This is a genomic window from Xanthomonas sp. BRIP62418 (assembly GCF_003993495.1).
GTDB lineage: Bacteria > Pseudomonadota > Gammaproteobacteria > Xanthomonadales > Xanthomonadaceae > Xanthomonas > Xanthomonas euroxanthea.
Genome location: NZ_QEZG01000058.1, coordinates 38,178 through 57,100, shown reverse-complemented (window position 1 = coordinate 57,100; position 18,923 = coordinate 38,178). Strand labels below are relative to the sequence as shown.

The following is an 18,923-nucleotide window of genomic DNA, read 5'->3' as shown; positions in this document are numbered from 1 at the left end:
TCGGGGCTCCTGGAGGTTGGGTCATGATAGACGGCAGTCGAAGCAGGCGGCGCATGCAGCGGTGCGTGCTGCTGGGTGCGTTGCTGATGCTGGCAAGTGCAGGCGCTGGCGCGCAGTGCCTGCCCGAGTTCAAGGACGGCTGGATCCGCATTCCGCCGCCTGGTGGCATGGGCATGGCAGCGGGATTCGGGCAGTTCCACAACGGCTGTGCGCAGCCGTCGAAGGTCACTGCGGCCAAGAGCAGTGCGTTTGCCGATGTGTCCATCCACGAGACCACGCAGACCAACGGTGTCAGCCGCATGCGCGCGGTGCCGGAGCTGGCGTTGCCGGCCGGCAGGTCGGTGCCGCTTGCGCCGGGCGGTCTGCATCTGATGCTGATGGAAGCGCGTGCGCCGCTGCAGGAAGGCGCGCAGGTGCCGGTGACCTTCACCCTGCAGGATGGCCGCCAGATCAAGACCACGCTGCAGGCGCGCAAGCGCGCGCCGGGGGCGTAACCGCGCGCAGGGCGTGGCTGAGCGAGGCCGTAGCCTCGCAGGCTGCAGTCCTTGCAGAGCCCACTGCGCGATGTAGCCGATCAAACGCGATGCGTGGTGGCGAGCAGGCTGTCACTTCATTGTGTCGGTCCGTTCCCGATCACGCGGCCTGTCGGTGATATCGCGCAGCGGCATGACAGGATCGCTGCAAACAAAAACGGCGGCTCCCGGAAGATCCGCCGTCGTCTTATGGCGTTGGAGATCCAGCGCACAACTGGCAAATCTCAGCTGCTGGCAGCGCGTACCGCGTCCGGCAGCGATGCGCTCTTGCCGGTCTGCGTATCGATCCAAACCACCACCACGTTGCCATCGGAATACAGCACGCCCTCGTCCTTCTGGTCGAGGATGCGGTGGCCGATGGTGATGCTGCTGCTGCCCAGGCGTTCGACGAACAGTTCCACCAGGATGTCGTTCGGCCATACCAGCGGGCGCTTGTAGTTGACGTTGGTGGCGGCGACCACCGGCGCGATGCGGTCGGTCATCGCCACGCCGTCGACGCCCAGCATCCAGCGCACGCGCGCTTCTTCCAGATACGAAATGTACTTGGCGTTGTTGACATGGCCCATGCTGTCCATGTCGCGCCAGCGCACGCTGATCGGGATGCGTGCCAACACCTTGTGCTCTTCGCTCATCAGCTTGCCTTCTTCTTCGCGGTTTTCTTGGTGGCGGACTTGGCGACTTTCGCCACCTTCTCCGGTTTGACCTTGCGTGGCGGGCGCGCATCGGGCTTGTTGGCCATCGCCGCCGGCCGGGTCTCGCGCGCCTTCACCGACGGCAGCATCTTGGCCAGGAACTGTCCGGTGTAGGACGCCTTGTGCGCAGCCACATCTTCCGGCGTGCCGGAGACCAGGATGCTGCCGCCACGATGGCCGCCTTCCGGGCCCAGGTCCACGATCCAGTCGGCGGTCTTGATCACGTCCAGGTTGTGTTCGATCACCACCACCGTGTTGCCCTCGTCGCGCAGCTTGTGCAGCACGCCGAGCAGCGCCTCGATGTCGTGGAAGTGCAGGCCGGTGGTCGGCTCGTCGAGGATGTACAGGGTGCGTCCGGTATCGCGACGCGACAGCTCCTTGGACAACTTGACGCGCTGCGCCTCACCGCCGGACAGCGTGGTGGCGCTCTGGCCCAGCTTGATGTAGCTCAGGCCCACATCCACCAGCGTTTCCAGCTTGCGTGCGATCGACGGCACCGGCTCGAACAGCCGCAGCGCGTCCTCGACGGTCATCTGCAGCACGTCGCTGATGTTGAAACCCTTGTAGCGGATCTCCAGCGTCTCGCGGTTGTAGCGCTTGCCGTGGCAGACATCGCAGGGCACGTAGACGTCGGGCAGGAAGTGCATCTCCACCTTGATCAGGCCATCGCCCTGGCAGGCCTCGCAGCGTCCGCCGCGCACGTTGAAGCTGAAACGGCCCGGCGAATACCCGCGCGCGCGCGCTTCCGGCACCTGCGCGAACAGCTCGCGCAACGGCGTGAACATGCCGGTATAGGTGGCCGGATTGGAGCGCGGGGTGCGCCCGATCGGCGACTGGTCGATATCCACGACCTTGTCGAACAGATCCAGGTTCTCGACCTCGCGATGCGCGGCCACCGGATGCGAGGCACCGTTGATCTCGTTGGCGGCCAGCGAAAACAGGGTGTCGTTGATCAGCGTGGACTTGCCCGAGCCGGACACGCCGGTGATGCAGGTCAGCAGGCCGGCCGGAATGTCCAGATCGACATTCTTCAGGTTGTTGCCGGTGGCCCCGCGCAGATGCAGCATCATCTTCGGGTTGGGCTTGTGGCGCTGCTTGGGGATCTCGATGCGGCGCTTGCCCGACAGGTACTGGCCGGTCAGCGAGCCGGGCGCATCCAGGATGTCCTGCAGCGTGCCCTGCGCGCAGATCTCGCCGCCGTGCACGCCGGCGCCGGGGCCGATATCCAGCACGTAGTCGGCCAGGCGGATCGCGTCCTCGTCGTGCTCGACGACGATGACGGTGTTGCCCAGGTCGCGCAGCCGCGTCAGCGTGCCGAGCAGGCGTTCGTTGTCGCGCTGATGCAGGCCGATCGACGGCTCGTCCAGCACGTACATCACCCCGACCAGGCCGGCACCGATCTGGCTGGCCAGGCGAATGCGCTGCGCCTCGCCGCCGGACAGGGTGTCGGCCTTGCGCTCCAGCGTCAGGTAATCCAGGCCGACATCGACCAGGAAGCCCAGCCGCTCGCCGATCTCCTTGACGATCTTGCTGGCGATCTCGCCGCGCCAGCCCGGCAGCGACAAGCCACGGAAAAAGCTCAGTGCCTCGTTGACCGGCAGCACCACCAGTTCGGGCAGCGGCCGGTCGGCCACGAACACGTTGCGCGCGGCACGATTCAGTCGCGTGCCGTTGCAGGCCGGGCAGGGCTGCTGGCTGACGTACTTGCTCAGCTCCTCGCGCACGGCCGGCGATTCGGTTTCGCGGTAACGGCGCTCCAGGTTCGGCAGGATGCCTTCGAAACGGTGCTTGCGCGTGGTGCGCCCGCCCGCATCGGTGAAGTAGGTGAAGCTGATCACTTCATCGCCGCTGCCGAACAGCACCGCCTGGCGCACCTTGGCCGGCAGCGAATTCCACACCGCATCCACGTCGAACTTGTAGTGCTTGGCCAGCGAGGCGATCAGCTGGAAATAATAGGCGTTGCGCCGATCCCAGCCACGTACCGCGCCGGCCGACAGCGACAGCTCCGGATGCACCACGACACGATCCGGGTCGAAGAACTCGGCCACGCCCAGACCATCGCAGCTCGGGCAGGCGCCCACCGGTGCGTTGAACGAAAACAGCCGCGGCTCCAGCTCCGGCAGCGAGTAATCGCAGACCGGGCAGCTGTACTTGGACGAGAACAGGTGCGGCGCGGCGGCCGGGTCGTCCAGCGACTGCACCGCGACCATGCCTTCGCCGAGCTTGAGTGCGGTCTCGAAGCTTTCCGCCAGCCGTTGCTTGATGTCCTCGCGCGGCCGGAAGCGGTCGATCACCGCCTCGATGGTGTGCTTCTGGCGCAGCGCCAATGGCGGCACCGCGTCGATCTCGTACAGCTCGCCATCCACGCGCACGCGCACGAAGCCCTGCGCGCGCAGTTGCTCGAAGACCTGCGCATGTTCGCCCTTGCGCTCGCGGATCACCGGCGCCAGCAGCATGTAACGCTGCTCCTGGTCCTGTGTGAGCATGTGGTCGACCATCTGGCTGACGGTCTGCGCCTCCAGTGGGAAACCATGATCGGGGCAACGCGGCTGGCCGACACGCGCGTACAGCAGGCGCAGGTAGTCGTAGATCTCGGTGATGGTGCCGACCGTGGAACGGGGGTTGTGCGAGGTCGATTTCTGTTCGATCGAGATCGCCGGGGACAGGCCTTCGATGTGGTCCAGGTCCGGCTTTTCCATCACGCTGAGGAACTGGCGCGCATACGCCGACAGCGACTCGACGTAGCGGCGCTGACCCTCCGCATAGATGGTGTCGAACGCCAGCGACGACTTGCCCGAGCCGGACAGGCCGGTGATCACGATCAGCTTGTCGCGAGGCAGGTCGAGGTCGATGTTCTTGAGGTTGTGCGTCCGCGCGCCGCGGATGCGGATGAAATCCATCGCCATGGGGGATCCGATGTCGGGCCGGCGAACCGGCAGTGGTGCGAGCGTGCTCAGCAGGAATGAGTGGCAGTCGATCAGCCTACCCGCCGACCTAGGTGAGGGCAATTGCCCCAAATGCCAGTCTGACCGGGCCGCTGTGGCGGCCGGATGATGCGTTGCATGGGTGGATCGGGCATGGCTGCGGCCCGGCGCCCGGCAGGTTGACCCCAAACCCCGTCAGCCCGTACAATCCCGCTCCTGTCTGCCCTAGGGCACGTCAGTGCGACCATAATAACTACAGAGGAAAACCTGGTCATGTACGCAGTTCTGGTAACCGGCGGTAAGCAATACCGCGTCGCGCAGGGCGAAACGCTCCGCGTGGAAAAGCTCGAAGTCGAAGCTGGCAACGAGATCAAGTTCGACACCGTCCTGATGCTGGGCGATAGCGATGGCATCAAGCTGGGCGATGCGCTGAAGGGCGCCTCGGTCACCGCCAAGGTTGTGGCCCATGGCCGCGCCGACAAGGTGCGCATCATCAAGTTCCGTCGCCGCAAGCACCACATGAAGCGTCAGGGACACCGTCAGTACTACACCGAAATCGAGATCACCGGCATTGCCGGTGGCGATAAGAAGTAAGGAGAACCAGTCATGGCACATAAAAAAGGCGTAGGTTCCTCGCGCAACGGTCGCGATTCCAACCCGAAGTACCTGGGTGTGAAGATCTTCGGTGGCCAGGCCATCGATGCCGGCAACATCATCGTGCGTCAGCGCGGCACCCAGTTTCATCCGGGCGCCGGCGTCGGCCTCGGCCGTGACCACACGCTGTTTGCGCTGGTCGACGGCAAGGTGGAGTTCTCCACCAAGGGCCCGAAGAAGCGTCGTACCGTCAGTGTGGTTGCCGAGGCGTAATCGCCCGCTCCATGCAGGCCAGTCCGCCAGGCATCGCTGCCCGGTGGACGAGACGGAAAGCCCCGCTTTTGCGGGGTTTTTCGTTTGACGGCCGGGAGTGGGGATTCGGGATTGGGGATTCGCAACGGCGGATCTCGATAGTCCTGATACCGCTGCTTCCTGCTGTTTCCGCAGCGGCCTAGCGGCGTCCTGCGGTGGTGTTACCAATCCCAAATTACGAATCTCAAATCTCATGAAGTTAGTCGACGAAGCAGAAATCCTGGTCAGTGCCGGCAATGGCGGCAATGGCTGTGTCGGCTTTCGCCGCGAGAAGTTCATCCCGCTCGGCGGGCCCGACGGCGGTGATGGCGGCAACGGCGGCAGCGTGTGGATCGTGGCCGACGAGAACGTCAATACGCTGGTCGACTTCCGGCATGAGCGCACCTTCAAGGCGCAGCGCGGCGAGAACGGCATGGGTCGCCAGGCCTACGGCAAGGGTGGCGAAGACCGCATCATCGTGGTGCCGGTCGGCACCGTGGTGATGAACGTGCAGACCGACGAAGTCATCGGCGACCTGACCCAGCATGGCGATCGCCTGCTGGTGGCCAAGGGCGGCAAGGGCGGCCTGGGCAACATGCATTTCAAGAGCTCGGTCAACCGTGCGCCGCGCCAGTCCACCACCGGTGAAGAGGGCGAGGAGCGCTTGCTCAAGCTGGAGCTGAAGCTGCTGGCCGACGTCGGCCTGCTGGGCTTTCCCAACGCGGGCAAGAGCACGCTGATCCGCGCGGTGTCCTCGGCGACCCCGAAGGTGGCCGACTATCCGTTCACCACCCTGTATCCGAATCTGGGCGTGGTCAGTGTCGAGGCGTATCGCAGCTTCGTCATCGCCGACGTGCCGGGCCTGATCGAGGGCGCGGCCGACGGTGCCGGGCTGGGCACGCAGTTCCTGCGCCATCTGCAGCGCACCCGCCTGCTGCTGCATCTGGTGGACATCTCGCCGATGGATGGTGGCGTGGAGGCGTCGCCGGTGGACCAGGTGCGCACCATCGAGCGCGAACTGGAACGTCACGATCCCGAATTGCTGAAGAAGCCGCGCTGGCTGGTGCTCAACAAGGCCGACCTGATGTTCGAGGACGAGGCGCGCGCCGCGGCCGAGACGATCGTGGCCGAACTGGGCTGGACCGCGCCGTGGTATCTGGTCTCGGCGCTGGGTCGCGATGGCACCTTCCCGATCATGAAGGACGTCATGGCCTTCTTCGACCGTCAGCGCGAGGACGAGCTCGAGGCACGCAATGCCGGCTGAGCGCATGCGCAGGCACACAAAAAACCCGGCCAAGGCCGGGTTTTTCTATGCCACCGCAAGCCAGGCCTGCGGTGATGCCGACACGGCGCGCTTACGCGGCCTTGATGGCCTTGATACGAGCGGTCAGACGGCTCTTGTGACGCGCAGCCTTGTTCTTGTGAATCAGGCCACGGGCACTGAAACGGTCGAGGATGGGCTGAGCGACGGCGAAAGCAGCTTCGGCGCCTGCAGCATCGTTGGCGTCAAGGGCCTTGATCACCTTCTTGACGGCGGTGCGCAGCATCGAACGCTGGCCCGTGTTGCGCTCATTGCGCACAACGGTCTGCTTGGCGCGCTTCTTGGCGGACTTGATATTGGCCACGGTGGTGGGTTCCTGAAAAATCGGTGTAGTGGAAAAAGCAAGCGGGAAAGTATGATGGGCTTAGTTATGTACGTCAAGTCAGTTGTCAAGAGGGAGGCTGCGTGAGCAAGCCCGGCATGTTGAGAGGCCTGCTCTCATTCAGCAGTATGACCATGGTGTCGCGGGTATTGGGCCTGATCCGCGACCAGGCGATCTCCACCACCTTTGGCGCCAATGCGGTGACCGACGCGTTCTGGGTGGCATTCCGGATCCCCAATTTCCTGCGTCGCCTGTTCGCCGAGGGCTCGTTCGCCACCGCCTTCGTACCGGTGTTCACCGAAGTCAAGGAAACCCGCCCGCATGCGGACCTGCGCGAGCTGATGTCGCGGGTGTCCGGCACGCTGGGTGGCATGTTGCTTGTGATCACCGCACTGGGGCTGATCTTCACCCCGCAGCTGGCGTCGGTGTTTTCCGATGGCGCGGCCACCGATCCGGACAAGTACGGCCTGCTGGTGGATCTGCTGCGGCTGACGTTTCCGTTTCTGCTGTTCGTGTCGTTGACCGCGCTGGCGGGCGGGGCCCTCAACAGCTTTCAGCGGTTTGCGATTCCGGCACTGACGCCGGTGATCCTCAACCTGTGCATGATCGCCGGTGCCCTGTGGCTGGCGCCGCGGCTGGAGGTGCCGATCCTGGCGTTGGGCTGGGCGGTGCTGGTGGCCGGTGCGCTGCAGTTGCTGTTTCAGCTGCCGGCCTTGAGAGGCATCGATCTGCTGACGCTGCCGCGCTGGAGCTGGACGCATCCGGACGTGCGCAAGGTGCTGACCTTGATGATCCCGACCCTGTTCGGTTCGTCGATTGCGCAGATCAACCTGATGCTGGACACGGTCATCGCCGCGCGCCTGGCCGATGGCTCGCAGTCGTGGCTGTCGCTGGCCGACCGCTTTCTGGAGCTGCCGCTGGGCGTGTTCGGGGTGGCGCTGGGCACGGTGATCCTGCCGGCGCTGGCGCGCCATCACGTCAAGACCGACCGCAGTGCGTTCTCCGGCGCGCTGGACTGGGGGTTCCGCACCACGCTGTTGATCGCAGTGCCGGCAATGCTCGGCTTGCTGCTGCTGGCCGAGCCGCTGGTGGCGACCTTGTTCCAGTACCGTCAGTTCACTGCCTTCGACACGCGGATGACCGCGATGTCGGTCTATGGCCTGAGCTTCGGCCTGCCGGCTTACGCCATGCTCAAGGTGCTGCTGCCGGCCTTCTACGCCCGCCAGGACACCCGTACCCCGGTGCGGGCCGGCGTGGCGGCGTTGATCGCCAACATGGTGTTCAACTTCGCCTTGCTGGCGGTGGTCTACCAGGTCATGGTGCCGCCCGAGCTCAAGGCGCAGGGCGTGATGCAGGCGCTGGGCAAGCAGCCGGGTCTGCATCTGGCGCTGGGCATTGCCAGCGCGCTGTCGAGTTACCTCAACCTGGGCTTGCTGTGGTACTGGCTGGGCAAGTCCGGCGTCTACCAGCGCCGGCCGGGTTGGACCGGCTATGCGCTGCGCCTGCTGCTGGCGTGCGCGGCGATGGTGGCGGTGCTGTTGAGCCTGCTGTGGTGGCTGCCATCGTTCACCGTGATGGACAAGTGGGATCGCATCGGCTGGCTGGCAGTACTGGTCGGTAGCGGCGGGGCGACTTATCTGGTGGCGCAGGTGGCGCTCGGTTTGCGGCCGCGGCATCTGCGCGAGGGCTAGTCGCCTGCCAGGCTGGCCGAGCGGGTGCAGAGCCATCGGTCAGGCGGTGGGAGTTGATGCCGGGCCAGGCGGGCGCGCAATCGCCTGCCCGCTTCCGGGACGCAGCTGGCGCGGCACCGGCCGGGCGGCGCCCATGCGGGTTGACAGGCACGGCTATACTTGCGGGTTATGCATCAACGAGGGTCGGCCGGCAGGCCGGCATCTGTTTGGATCGAGGAATGAGCAGGCTGTTTAGAGACGTCGAGGGCGGGACGCTGTTCCCGCACGGAAGCGTGGTCTGCATCGGCGCCTTTGATGGCCTGCACCTGGGGCATCGGGCATTGGTGCAGCACGCAGTCGCGCGCGCGCGCGCGCTGGGCGTGCCGGCGGTGGCGGTGAGCTTCGAGCCGCTGCCGCGCGAATTTTTCGCCCCGGCCGCGCCGCCGCCCCGGCTGACCCTGGCCCGCGCCAAGATCGAAGGGCTGCACGGCTTCGGTGCCGACAGCGTGGGCATGATCCGTTTCGACGGCCGCCTGTCGGCGATGAGCGCCGAGGATTTCGTACGGCTGGCCCTGGTCGGCCGGCTATGCGCCAAGGAGGTCTGGATCGGCCCGGAGTTCCGTTTCGGCCATCGGCGTGGTGGCGATATCGGCCTGCTGCGCGCGCTCGGTGCGCACTACGGATTTGAGGCGGGCGAAATCGCGCCGGTGCATCTGCACGGCGAGCGCATCTCGGCCACGCGCATCCGCGAGCTGCTGGGTGCAGGCGAGTTCGCGCACGCCGGGCAATTGCTTGGCCGGCCGTATGCCATTGGCGGGCGGGTGGTGCGAGGCAAGCAGCTTGGACGCACGTTGGGCTATCCGACCGCCAATCTGCGATTTCCGCGCACGCCGGCGCTGTCGGGTATTTACGCAACCTGGGTGCATGGTGTGGCCGAGCGGCCGTGGCCGTCGGTCTCCAGCTTCGGCACGCGGCCGACGGTGGCCGGCGTGGAGCCGCTGCTGGAAGCGCACCTGTTCGACTTCCAGGGCGATCTGTATGGCCGGCATATTGCCGTCGAATTCGTCGCCAAGCTGCGCGACGAAGAGAAGTTCGACGGCCTGGACGCGCTGACGGTGCAGATGCACCGCGATGCCGAGCAGGCGCGTGCGGTGCTGGACAGGCATGCAGTTTCTGCGACACACGCGAGTTCCTCGCAACAGCCCGCCTATGATGCGAGTCCCTCGCAGGAGCCGACCTATGATGCGAGTCACTCGCAAGAGCCCGCACATCCATGTGCGGACTTATCAAAAAATCCAGCGCAACGGTAGAGACCTGTGACCCAAGACTACAAAGCCACTCTCCATCTGCCCGCGACGGAATTCCCGATGCGCGGCGACCTGCCCAAGCGCGAGCCGGCGATGCTGGAGCGCTGGGAGCGCGAGGGGCTGTACGCGCAACTGCGCGCCAATGCGGCCGGGCGCCCGCTGTTCGTGCTGCACGACGGCCCGCCGTATGCCAATGGCCAGATCCATCTGGGCCACGCGGTCAACAAGATCCTCAAGGACATCATCGTCAAGTCGAAGTACCTGGCTGGCTTCGATGCGCCCTACATCCCGGGTTGGGACTGCCACGGCCTGCCGATCGAGATCGCGATCGAGAAAAAGTACGGCAAGGTCGGCGTGAAGCTGGATGCGGCGCAATTCCGCCAGAAGTGCCGTGAATACGCCACCGAGCAGATCGACCTGCAGCGGCGCGACTTCAAGCGCCTGGGCGTGATCGGCGACTGGGACAACCCGTACAAGACGCTGGATTTCCGCTTCGAGGCCAACGAGATCCGTGCGCTGGCCAAGGTGGTCGACAACGGCCATCTGACCCGCGGCGTCAAGCCGGTGCATTGGTGCTTCGACTGTGGCTCGGCGCTGGCCGAGGCCGAGATCGAATACGCCGACAAGGTGTCGCCGACGGTGGATATCGCCTATCCGGCGCGCGATCCGGCGGCCGTGGCTGCTGCATTCGGCGCGAGCCTGCCGGCGGGCGTGGGCGTGGCGGTGCCGATCTGGACCACCACCCCGTGGACGCTGCCGGCGTCGCTGGCGGTGAGCCTGGGCGCGGACCTGGACTACGTGCTGGTCGAAGGCCCCGCCGATCGCGGCCAGCCGCGCTGGCTGGTGGTGGCCGAAGCCCTGGCCGGCAAGGCGCTGGCGCGCTACGGCGTGCACACGGTGGTGGTGCACGGGCATGCCAAGGGTGCGGCGCTGGAGCAGATGCTGCTGAACCACCCGTTCTATGCCGAGCGCGAAATCCCGCTGTTGCTGGGCGACCACGTGTCGGCCGAGGACGGTACCGGCGCGGTGCACACCGCACCGGGACATGGCCAGGAGGACTACCAGGTTTCCAAGCAGTACGGCCTGCTCGAGCGCTATGGCGCTGCGCAGATCAACCCGGTGGACGGGCGGGGCGTGTACCTGCCGTCGACGCCGCCGCTGGGCGAGACCGTGCTGGCCGGGCTGCACATCTGGAAGGCCAACGACATCCTCATCGAGGCGCTGCGCGACACCGGCGTGCTGCTGGCGGCCAGCAAGATGGAGCACAGCTATCCGCATTGCTGGCGCCACAAGACGCCGATCGCATTCCGCGCCACGCCGCAGTGGTTCATCTCGATGGAGCAGGCCAACCTGCGCGCCGATGCGCTGGCGGCCATCGACAACGTGCACTGGTATCCGTCCTGGGGCCAGGCACGCATCGCCGGCATGGTCGACGGGCGTCCGGACTGGACGATTTCGCGCCAACGCACCTGGGGCGTGCCGATCGCCTTGTTCGTGCATCGCGAAACCGGCGAGCCGCATCCGCGCAGCACCGAGTTGCTGCGACAGGTCGCCGACCGCGTGGAGCTGGGCGGTGTGGACGTGTGGTACACGCTGGACGCGGCCGAACTGCTGGGCGACGAGGCGGCCGATTACGACAAGATCACCGACATCCTGGATGTGTGGTTCGACTCCGGCGTGACCCACGAGGCGGTGCTGGTGGACCGCGGCCTGCCCAAGCCGGCCGACCTGTACCTGGAGGGCTCCGACCAGCACCGTGGCTGGTTCCAGTCCTCGCTGCTGACCGGCGTGGCGATGGACAAGGCGGCGCCGTACAAGCAGTGCCTGACCCACGGCTTCACCGTGGACGAGCACGGCCGCAAGATGTCCAAGTCGCTGGGTAACGGCATCGAGCCGCAGGACATCATGAAGACCCTGGGTGCGGACATCCTGCGCCTGTGGATCGCCTCGGCCGATTACAGCAACGAGATGTCGCTGTCGCAGGAGATCCTCAAGCGCAATGCCGACGCGTACCGTCGCCTGCGCAATACCGCGCGCTTCCTGCTCGGCAACCTGCATGGCTTCGATCCGTTGCAGCACCTGGTGGCGCTGGACGACATGGTGCTGCTGGACCGCTGGATCGTGCATCGCGCGCACGAGCTGCAGGAGAAGATCGTCGCCGCGTATGCGCGCTACGACTTTGCCGAGATCGTTCAGGCGCTGCTGAATTTCTGCAGCGTGGATCTGGGCTCGCTGTATCTGGACGTGACCAAGGACCGCCTGTACACGATGGCCGAGGATGCACGCGGCCGCCGTTCGGCGCAGAGCGCGATGTATCACGTGGCCGAGGCGTTCGTGCGCTGGATCGCACCGGTGCTGAGCTTCACCGCCGAAGAGCTGTGGGGCTACCTGCCGGGCAAGCACGCCGACAACGTGCTGTTCGCCACCTGGTACGACGGCCTGGCGCCGCTGCCGGCCGATGCTGCATTGACCGGTGCGGATGTCGACAAGTTGCTGGCCTTGCGCGAGCAGGTGGCCAAGGTGCTGGAGCCGATGCGTGCCAACGGCGCGATCGGTGCGGCGCTGGAAGCGGAGATCACCGTGGCTGCCGATGCACAGACTGCCGCGCGTTGGCAGCCGCTGGCCGAGGAGCTGCGCTTCCTGTTCATCAGTGGCGATGTCACCGTCACTGCGGCCAGCACCGACGACATCTTCGTCAGCGCGCAGCCGACCAGCAAGGCCAAGTGCGTGCGCTGCTGGCACCACCAGGCCAGCGTGGGCAGCGATCCGCGTCACCCGGAACTGTGCAGCCGCTGCGTCAGCAATATCGAAGGCCCCGGCGAGGAGCGTCGCTGGTTCTGATGGGGTGCGCATGATTGCGCGTGGCGGGCCGATCCTGCCACGCGTGATCGAGACCCGGATGGGCCGGGCGTGCGCCTGCGCGCGACCTCATCGGCAGCCACCGCTGCCGTCGATGGCCCCGGCGCCGCAGTCCCTCGCTTGCTGAAGCGTGGCGCACGCGGCAATGCGGGGCAGGGCGGCTGGCTCGGGCGTCCATGCCATCCTTGCCCGCCTGTCTTCCAGCTTTTGTTCCGCTAACCGCCATCCCCAACGCCATCCAGGCATCTTCTCCGGCGTCGGAGAAGTCACCACCAACTGCGATCTTTCGACATGAGTCAACGCCCCAAACCCTCCGCCCTGATCTGGTTGCTGCTGTCGGCACTGGTGGTCGGGCTGGACCAGTGGAGCAAGGCCTGGGTGCTGTCCAGCCTGCCCGAGTACACCCCGGTGCCGGTGATCGACGGCTTCTGGAACTGGTACCGCACCTACAACACCGGCGCGGCCTTCAGCTTCCTGAGCGATGCCGGCGGCTGGCAGCTGTGGTTCTTCACTGCGTTGGCGGTGGGCATCAGCGGGCTGCTGGCGTTCTGGCTGTCGCGTACCGCGCGCGGCGAATGGCGCAGCGCGTTGCCGTATGCACTGGTGATCGGCGGGGCGATCGGCAACGTGATCGACCGGCTGATGCACGGCCACGTGGTCGATTTCATCCAGTGGTATATCGGCAGCCACACTTGGCCTGCGTTCAACATCGCCGACTCGGCAATCGTGGGCGGCGCCATCGGCATCGCGGTATTCGGCCTGTTCGACAGGTCCGGCAAGCGGGAGGCGGGGATCCGGAAGTAGGAATCGTCGCTGAAGTCGCGGCGTACCGGCATCGCCCGGTTCCATCCTCCATTCCCCATTCCCGTAGAATGCCCGCCATGGATGTCCTGCTCGCCAATCCCCGTGGTTTCTGTGCCGGTGTCGACCGTGCGATCGAGATCGTCAAGCGCGCGATCGAAACGCTGGGCGCGCCCATCTATGTGCGCCATGAAGTGGTGCACAACCGCTTCGTAGTCGACGACCTCAAGCAGCGCGGCGCGGTCTTCGTCGAAGAGCTGGACGAGGTGCCGGACAACGCCACGGTGATCTTCAGCGCACACGGCGTCTCGCAGGCGGTGCGCCAGGAAGCCGAGCGCCGCGGGCTGAAGGTGTTCGACGCGACCTGCCCGCTGGTGACCAAGGTGCATTTCGAGGTGGCGCGGCATTGCCGGGCCGGCCGCGACGTGGTGCTGATCGGCCACGCCGGACACCCGGAGGTGGAAGGCACGATGGGGCAGTGGAGCCGCGAACGCGGCCCGGGCACGATCTATCTGGTCGAGGACATCGAGCAGGTTTCCACGCTGCAGATCCGCCAGCCGGAGAACATTGCCTACACCACCCAGACCACGCTGTCGGTGGACGACACCATGGGCATCATCGAGGCCCTGCGTGCGCGCTACCCGGCCATGCAGGGGCCGCGCCACGACGATATCTGCTACGCCACCCAGAACCGCCAGGACGCGGTGCGCGATCTCGCGCGCCAATGCGATCTGGTGCTGGTGGTCGGTTCGCCCAACAGCTCCAATTCCAATCGCCTCAGCGAGCTGGCCCGGCGCGACGGGGTGGAGTCCTACCTGATCGACAACGCCAGCGAGATCGACCCGGCCTGGGTCGTGGGCAAGCAGCACATCGGCCTGACCGCCGGCGCCTCCGCGCCGCAGGTGCTGGTCGATGGCGTGCTGGCGCGGTTACGCGAGCTGGGCGCCAGCAGTGTGTCGGAGCTGGAAGGCGAGCCGGAATCGATGGTGTTCGCCCTGCCCAAGGAATTGCGGTTGCGCCTGGTCAGCTGACAGCGGGCGCTCCGGGCTGCTTGCGGCGGCGGGTCCCTGCCGCAAGCCCGGGTGCTTCGCAGCTGCAGGTGGTCGTCCTCCGCCGGCCATGGTCCACAGGTCCGGGGCCGGGATACGCAGTGCGGCGCCTGGCGGCGATTGACCGGGCACCGGCTCCGCTCCTACAATGCACGGCTCGCCGGAATAGCTCAGTTGGTAGAGCGGCGCATTCGTAATGCGTAGGTCGTAGGTTCGATTCCTATTTCCGGCACCATTGCTTCAACACTGGGTCGACCATTGGTCGGCCCAGCTGCGTTTGGGCCGAAGCACGCGCATCTTGCCGCTGGCCCGGCCATATACGCCACACATCGTGGCGTCCGCAATCGATGGCCGCGGCTGCATCTTTGTCGTCCTGCGCAGCGCTGCGACAACATGTCGCACAGTTTTGTGCGCATTAATTGCGACAGATCATTGCCGATGGGTTTCGTGCAGGTGCAGCAAAGTCTAAAATCAGGGAGCTAACTCGTGTCTTCGGTCTGCGTGGCCGCCTTCCTTCAGGAAGCGTGCCGTCAGGACAAGTCCCACCTGGATACGACGAACGAGGCTGGCGTTCCTTCGCACTTGGATCGACCGATGATTCCGTTGAAACATCTCGGGCGTGTACTTCGTCCAGGCCTGATGCTGCCGTTCCTGCTGTTGGCAGGCTGCAGTTCGGCCATTCTCAACCCGAAAGGCCAGATCGGCCACGACGAGAAGCAGCTGCTGATCACCTCGGTCGTGCTGATGCTGATCGTGGTCATCCCGGTGATCGTGATGACGATTGCGTTCGCGTGGAAATACCGCGCGTCCAACACGAAGGCACGCTACGAGCCGGACTGGTCGCACTCCACCGCGATCGAGGTGGTGGTGTGGTCGATCCCGTGCGTGATCATCCTGGTGCTGGCGGTGCTGACCTGGCGCTCCTCGCACGCGCTGGACCCGTACCGGCCGCTGGATTCGGACGTCAAGCCGATCACCATCGAAGCGGTGTCGCTGGACTGGAAGTGGATGTTCATCTACCCGGACCAGAACATCGCCACGGTCAACGAAATCGCCTTCCCGGTGCATACGCCGCTGAACTTCAAGATCACCTCCGACACGGTGATGAATTCGTTCTTCATCCCGCACCTGGGCACGATGATCTACGCGATGGCCGGCATGGAAACCAAGCTGCACCTGGTGGCCAACGAGCCGGGCGAATACTTCGGCCTGTCGACCAACTACAGCGGTCACGGTTTCTCGAAGATGAGCTTCAAGGCGCATGCCGTCGATCAGGCCGGCTTCGATGCATGGGTGGCCAAGGTCAAGGCATCGCCGACCGCGTTGAACGCCGCCGAGTACCAGGTGCTGGCAGCCAACCGCAACGACAAGGAACAGTATCCGGTCACCTACTACTCGTCGGTGCAGGACGGCATGTTCCGCTCGCTCGTCGACAAATACATGAATGGTCCGGGCCATAACAAAGGCCATGGCGACCATCAGGCAGCGGCTGCAGAGCCGGTTGCCATGTGCACTTCTGGAGACAAGTGATGCTAGGCAAACTTACGATCGAGGCGGTTCCGTACCACGAGCCGATCATCATGGTCGCACTCGGTGGTGCAGGCCTGCTCGGCCTGCTCATCGCGGGCGCCATCACCAAGTACAAGCTGTGGGGCTACCTGTGGAACGAGTGGTTCACCTCGGTGGACCACAAGCGCATCGGCGTGATGTACATCATCGTGGCGCTGGTCATGTTGCTGCGCGGCTTCGCCGATGCGGCGATGATGCGCACCCAGCAGGCGCTGGCAGGTAACGGCGGCGAAGGCGTGCTGCCGCCGCATCACTACGACCAGATCTTCACCGCGCACGGCGTGATCATGATCTTCTTCATGGCCATGCCGTTCATGACCGGCCTGTTGAACCTGATCGTGCCGCTGCAGATTGGTGCGCGCGACGTGGCGTTCCCGTTCCTGAACTCGCTGAGCTTCTGGCTGTTCGTGGCCGGTGCGGCGCTGATCAACATCTCGCTGGGTGTCGGCGAATTCGCCCAGACCGGCTGGCTGGCGTATCCGCCGTTGTCGGGGCTGGAATACAGTCCGGGGGTCGGCGTCGACTACTACATCTGGGCGCTGCAGGTCTCAGGCCTGGGCACCTTGCTGACCGGCATCAACTTCTTCGTGACGATCATGCGGATGCGCGCGCCGGGCATGACCCTGATGCGCATGCCGATCTTCACCTGGACCGCGCTGATCACCAACATCCTGATCATCGCCGCATTCCCGATCCTGACCGTGGCGCTGGCGCTGCTGGGTGCCGACCGTTACCTGGGCACGCACTTCTTCACCAATGACGGTGGCGGCAACGCCATGATGTACGTCAACCTGATCTGGATCTGGGGTCACCCGGAAGTCTATATCCTGATCCTGCCGGCGTTCGGCATCTTCTCCGAGTTGATCGCCACCTACAGCCGCAAGCGCCTGTTCGGCTACACCTCGATGGTCTACGCCACCTCGTGCATCGGCGTGCTGTCGTTCGTGGTGTGGTTGCACCACTTCTTCACCATGGGCTCGGGTGCCAACGTCAATGCCTTCTTCGGCATCACGACGATGATCATCTCGATCCCGACCGGCGTGAAGATCTTCAACTGGCTGTTCACCATGTTCCGCGGTCGTGTGCACATGACCTCGCCGGTACTGTGGACGATCGGCTTCATCATCACCTTCACCATCGGCGGCATGACCGGCGTGATGCTGGCGATCCCGGCAGTGGACTTCGTGCTGCACAACAGCCTGTTCCTGATCGCGCACTTCCATAACGTGATCATCGGCGGCGTGGTGTTCGGCTACCTGGCCGGCCTGACCTACTGGTTCCCGAAGGCGTTCGGCTTCAAGCTCAACGAAAAGATCGGCAAGGCCTCGTTCTGGTGCTGGATCATCGGCTTCTTCGTGGCCTTCATGCCGCTGTACGTGCTCGGCTTCATGGGCATGACCCGTCGCATGAACACCTACAACCACCCCGAGTGGGCGCCGTGGCTGTATGTCGCCGCGGCCGGTGCTGCGATCATCGGTCTGGGTATCTTCCTGAACCTGGTGCAGATCGGTTACAGCGTGTGGAAGCGCAAGGAGCACATGGACCACACGGGCGATCCGTGGGATGGCCGGACGCTGGAGTGGGCCACCTCCTCGCCACCGCCGTTCTACAACTTCGCCGTGCTGCCGCACATCGACGACCGCGATCAGTTCTGGGCCGACAAGCAGAACGGCAAGGGCTGGGTGCGTCCGTCCAAGTACGAGGCCATCCACATGCCGCGCAACACCGGTGCAGGCGTGTATATCGGCGCCTTCAGCGTGCTGATGGGCTTCGGTCTGATCTGGCACATCTGGTGGCTGGCCATCGTCGGCCTGGTCGGCATGATCGGCAGCTTCATCGCCCGTACCTTCGATGACGACATCGATTACTGGGTGCCGGCCGACGAAGTGGAGCGTATCGAAAACGCGCGCTTTGCCCTGCTCGAACAGCAACATGCGGCGCAGGCCGCGAAGGTGGTATGACCATGTCTTCCTCGACCACGCTAGACCACGCCGCCCACGCGGGCGGCCACGACGACCACGAACATCACGATGCCGGTGGCAACACCGTCTTCGGGTTCTGGGTCTACCTGATGAGCGACTGCCTGCTGTTCGCCGGCCTGTTCGCCACCTATGCGGTGCTCTCCGGCGCCACGGTGGACGGACCGACCGCCAAGGAGCTGTTCGACCTGAAGTTCGTGCTGGTGGAAACCTTCCTGCTGTTGTTCAGCAGCCTGAGCTTCGGCGTTGCGATGATTTCCGCGCACAAGCGCAACATGACCGGGCTGTACGCCTGGCTGGGCGTCACCGCGCTGCTGGGCATTGGCTTTCTGTGCATGGAAGTCTGGGAGTTCAACCATCTGATCCACGAAGGGGCGGGTCCGGGACGCAGCGCGTTCCTGTCGGCCTTCTTCACCCTGGTGGGGACGCACGGCCTGCACGTGGCTTCCGGCCTGTTGTGGATGGCAGTGCTGGTGATCCAGATCTCCAAGAACGGCCTGACCCCGCGCAACAGCACGCGTCTGGCCTGCCTGAGCCTGTTCTGGCATTTCCTGGACATCATCTGGATCGGTGTGTTCACCGTCGTCTACCTGCTGGGAGCGCTGTAATGGCCAATCACCACGCGCATGAAACCGCTGCCGACGCACATGCCGGCGGCCTGAAGTCCTACCTGATCGGCTTTGTGATGGCCGTGATCCTCACCGTCATCCCGTTTGCGATGGTGATGAGCGGAGCGTTCTCCAAGGGTGTCACCGTCATCGTGATCTCGCTGATGGCCGCGGTGCAGATGCTGGTGCACATGGTGTACTTCCTGCACATGGATCGCTCGCCCGAGCAGCGTTCCAACGTGCAGGTGGGCCTGTTCTCGTTGCTGATTATCGGCATCGTGATCGTGGGTTCGCTGTGGGTGCTGCACAACATGAACGTCAACATGATGCATTGAGACGGCATGGCGCCCGATCCCGGCACGCCGGATCGACGCATACCGGACAGAACGAAGCCGCCAGGTCAC

General features: G+C 65.0%; 16 protein-coding genes and 1 tRNA gene. 14 read left to right on the top strand and 3 right to left on the bottom strand.

Features of this window, described 5'->3' with window-relative positions; translation table 11 throughout:
* The first annotated feature begins 65 nt into the window (after nucleotides 1-65).
* Nucleotides 66-494 (top strand): copper chaperone PCu(A)C, encoded by a 429-nt coding sequence (locus tag EO174_RS21790; protein ID WP_104650299.1) that lies wholly within the window; start codon nucleotides 66-68, stop codon nucleotides 492-494.
* A gap of 263 nt (nucleotides 495-757) precedes the next feature.
* On the opposite strand, the gene EO174_RS21785 is transcribed toward EO174_RS21790, so the two are convergent.
* Both EO174_RS21785 and uvrA read right to left on the bottom strand, forming a co-directional pair.
* Nucleotides 758-1,165 carry a thioesterase family protein gene (locus tag EO174_RS21785; RefSeq protein WP_126947478.1) on the bottom strand — a complete coding sequence of 136 codons (408 nt, stop codon included), beginning with the start codon at nucleotides 1,163-1,165 and terminating at the stop codon, nucleotides 758-760.
* Complete coding sequence (gene uvrA / locus EO174_RS21780) at nucleotides 1,165-4,131, bottom strand: excinuclease ABC subunit UvrA (protein WP_104650273.1); 2,967 nt, start codon at nucleotides 4,129-4,131, stop codon at nucleotides 1,165-1,167. The genes EO174_RS21785 and uvrA overlap by 1 nt, the downstream gene beginning before the upstream one ends.
* A 291-nt stretch (nucleotides 4,132-4,422) precedes the next feature.
* Here uvrA and rplU point away from each other — a divergent pair, with 291 nt between their 5' ends.
* The 3 genes from rplU (at nucleotide 4,423) to obgE (ending at nucleotide 6,298) form a co-directional block, all read left to right on the top strand.
* Entirely contained in the window at nucleotides 4,423-4,743 is a 321-nt protein-coding gene (gene rplU, locus EO174_RS21775) for a 50S ribosomal protein L21 (RefSeq protein WP_016901712.1), read from the top strand.
* A gap of 12 nt (nucleotides 4,744-4,755) precedes the next feature.
* Nucleotides 4,756-5,016 (top strand): 50S ribosomal protein L27, encoded by a 261-nt coding sequence (rpmA, locus tag EO174_RS21770; RefSeq protein WP_003484326.1) that lies wholly within the window; start codon nucleotides 4,756-4,758, stop codon nucleotides 5,014-5,016.
* 232 nt (nucleotides 5,017-5,248) lie between these two features.
* Complete coding sequence (gene obgE / locus EO174_RS21765) at nucleotides 5,249-6,298, top strand: GTPase ObgE (protein WP_104582439.1); 1,050 nt, start codon at nucleotides 5,249-5,251, stop codon at nucleotides 6,296-6,298.
* Between the two features lie 91 nt (nucleotides 6,299-6,389).
* Here the strand turns inward: obgE and rpsT are convergent, their stop codons facing one another.
* Entirely contained in the window at nucleotides 6,390-6,659 is a 270-nt protein-coding gene (gene rpsT, locus EO174_RS21760) for a 30S ribosomal protein S20 (RefSeq protein ID WP_002807888.1), read from the bottom strand.
* A 116-nt stretch (nucleotides 6,660-6,775) separates the two neighbouring features.
* Between rpsT and murJ the strand changes: the two genes are divergently transcribed.
* From murJ to cyoD, 10 genes are all read left to right on the top strand, one after another.
* Entirely contained in the window at nucleotides 6,776-8,368 is a 1,593-nt protein-coding gene (murJ, locus tag EO174_RS21755; protein WP_126947514.1) for a murein biosynthesis integral membrane protein MurJ, read from the top strand.
* 218 nt (nucleotides 8,369-8,586) lie between these two features.
* A complete protein-coding gene (locus EO174_RS21750; protein ID WP_126947475.1) occupies nucleotides 8,587-9,657 on the top strand; it encodes a bifunctional riboflavin kinase/FAD synthetase in 1,071 nt (356 codons plus the stop codon).
* A 6-nt stretch (nucleotides 9,658-9,663) separates the two neighbouring features.
* Nucleotides 9,664-12,495, top strand: a complete 2,832-nt coding sequence (ileS, locus tag EO174_RS21745; RefSeq protein ID WP_126947472.1) for an isoleucine--tRNA ligase — start codon at nucleotides 9,664-9,666, stop codon at nucleotides 12,493-12,495.
* A 309-nt stretch (nucleotides 12,496-12,804) separates the two neighbouring features.
* Nucleotides 12,805-13,317, top strand: a complete 513-nt coding sequence (gene lspA / locus EO174_RS21740) for a signal peptidase II (RefSeq protein ID WP_104582443.1) — start codon at nucleotides 12,805-12,807, stop codon at nucleotides 13,315-13,317.
* 77 nt (nucleotides 13,318-13,394) lie between these two features.
* A complete protein-coding gene (ispH, locus tag EO174_RS21735) occupies nucleotides 13,395-14,345 on the top strand; it encodes a 4-hydroxy-3-methylbut-2-enyl diphosphate reductase (protein WP_126947469.1) in 951 nt (316 codons plus the stop codon).
* Between the two features lie 177 nt (nucleotides 14,346-14,522).
* Nucleotides 14,523-14,598: transfer RNA gene (locus EO174_RS21730), tRNA-Thr, on the top strand.
* Between the two features lie 359 nt (nucleotides 14,599-14,957).
* Nucleotides 14,958-15,893: a ubiquinol oxidase subunit II gene (cyoA, locus tag EO174_RS21725; protein ID WP_104650267.1), complete on the top strand. Its 936-nt coding sequence runs from the start codon at nucleotides 14,958-14,960 to the stop codon at nucleotides 15,891-15,893.
* The gene (gene cyoB / locus EO174_RS21720; protein ID WP_104582446.1) at nucleotides 15,893-17,893 is read left to right on the top strand and encodes a cytochrome o ubiquinol oxidase subunit I; all 2,001 of its coding nucleotides are present in this window, start codon (nucleotides 15,893-15,895) and stop codon (nucleotides 17,891-17,893) included. Before cyoA ends, cyoB begins: the two co-directional genes overlap by 1 nt.
* Entirely contained in the window at nucleotides 17,890-18,519 is a 630-nt protein-coding gene (gene cyoC / locus EO174_RS21715) for a cytochrome o ubiquinol oxidase subunit III (RefSeq protein WP_180496907.1), read from the top strand. Before cyoB ends, cyoC begins: the two co-directional genes overlap by 4 nt.
* Nucleotides 18,519-18,854 (top strand): cytochrome o ubiquinol oxidase subunit IV, encoded by a 336-nt coding sequence (gene cyoD, locus EO174_RS21710; RefSeq protein WP_006450195.1) that lies wholly within the window; start codon nucleotides 18,519-18,521, stop codon nucleotides 18,852-18,854. The genes cyoC and cyoD overlap by 1 nt, the downstream gene beginning before the upstream one ends.
* Nucleotides 18,855-18,923 lie beyond the last annotated feature (69 nt).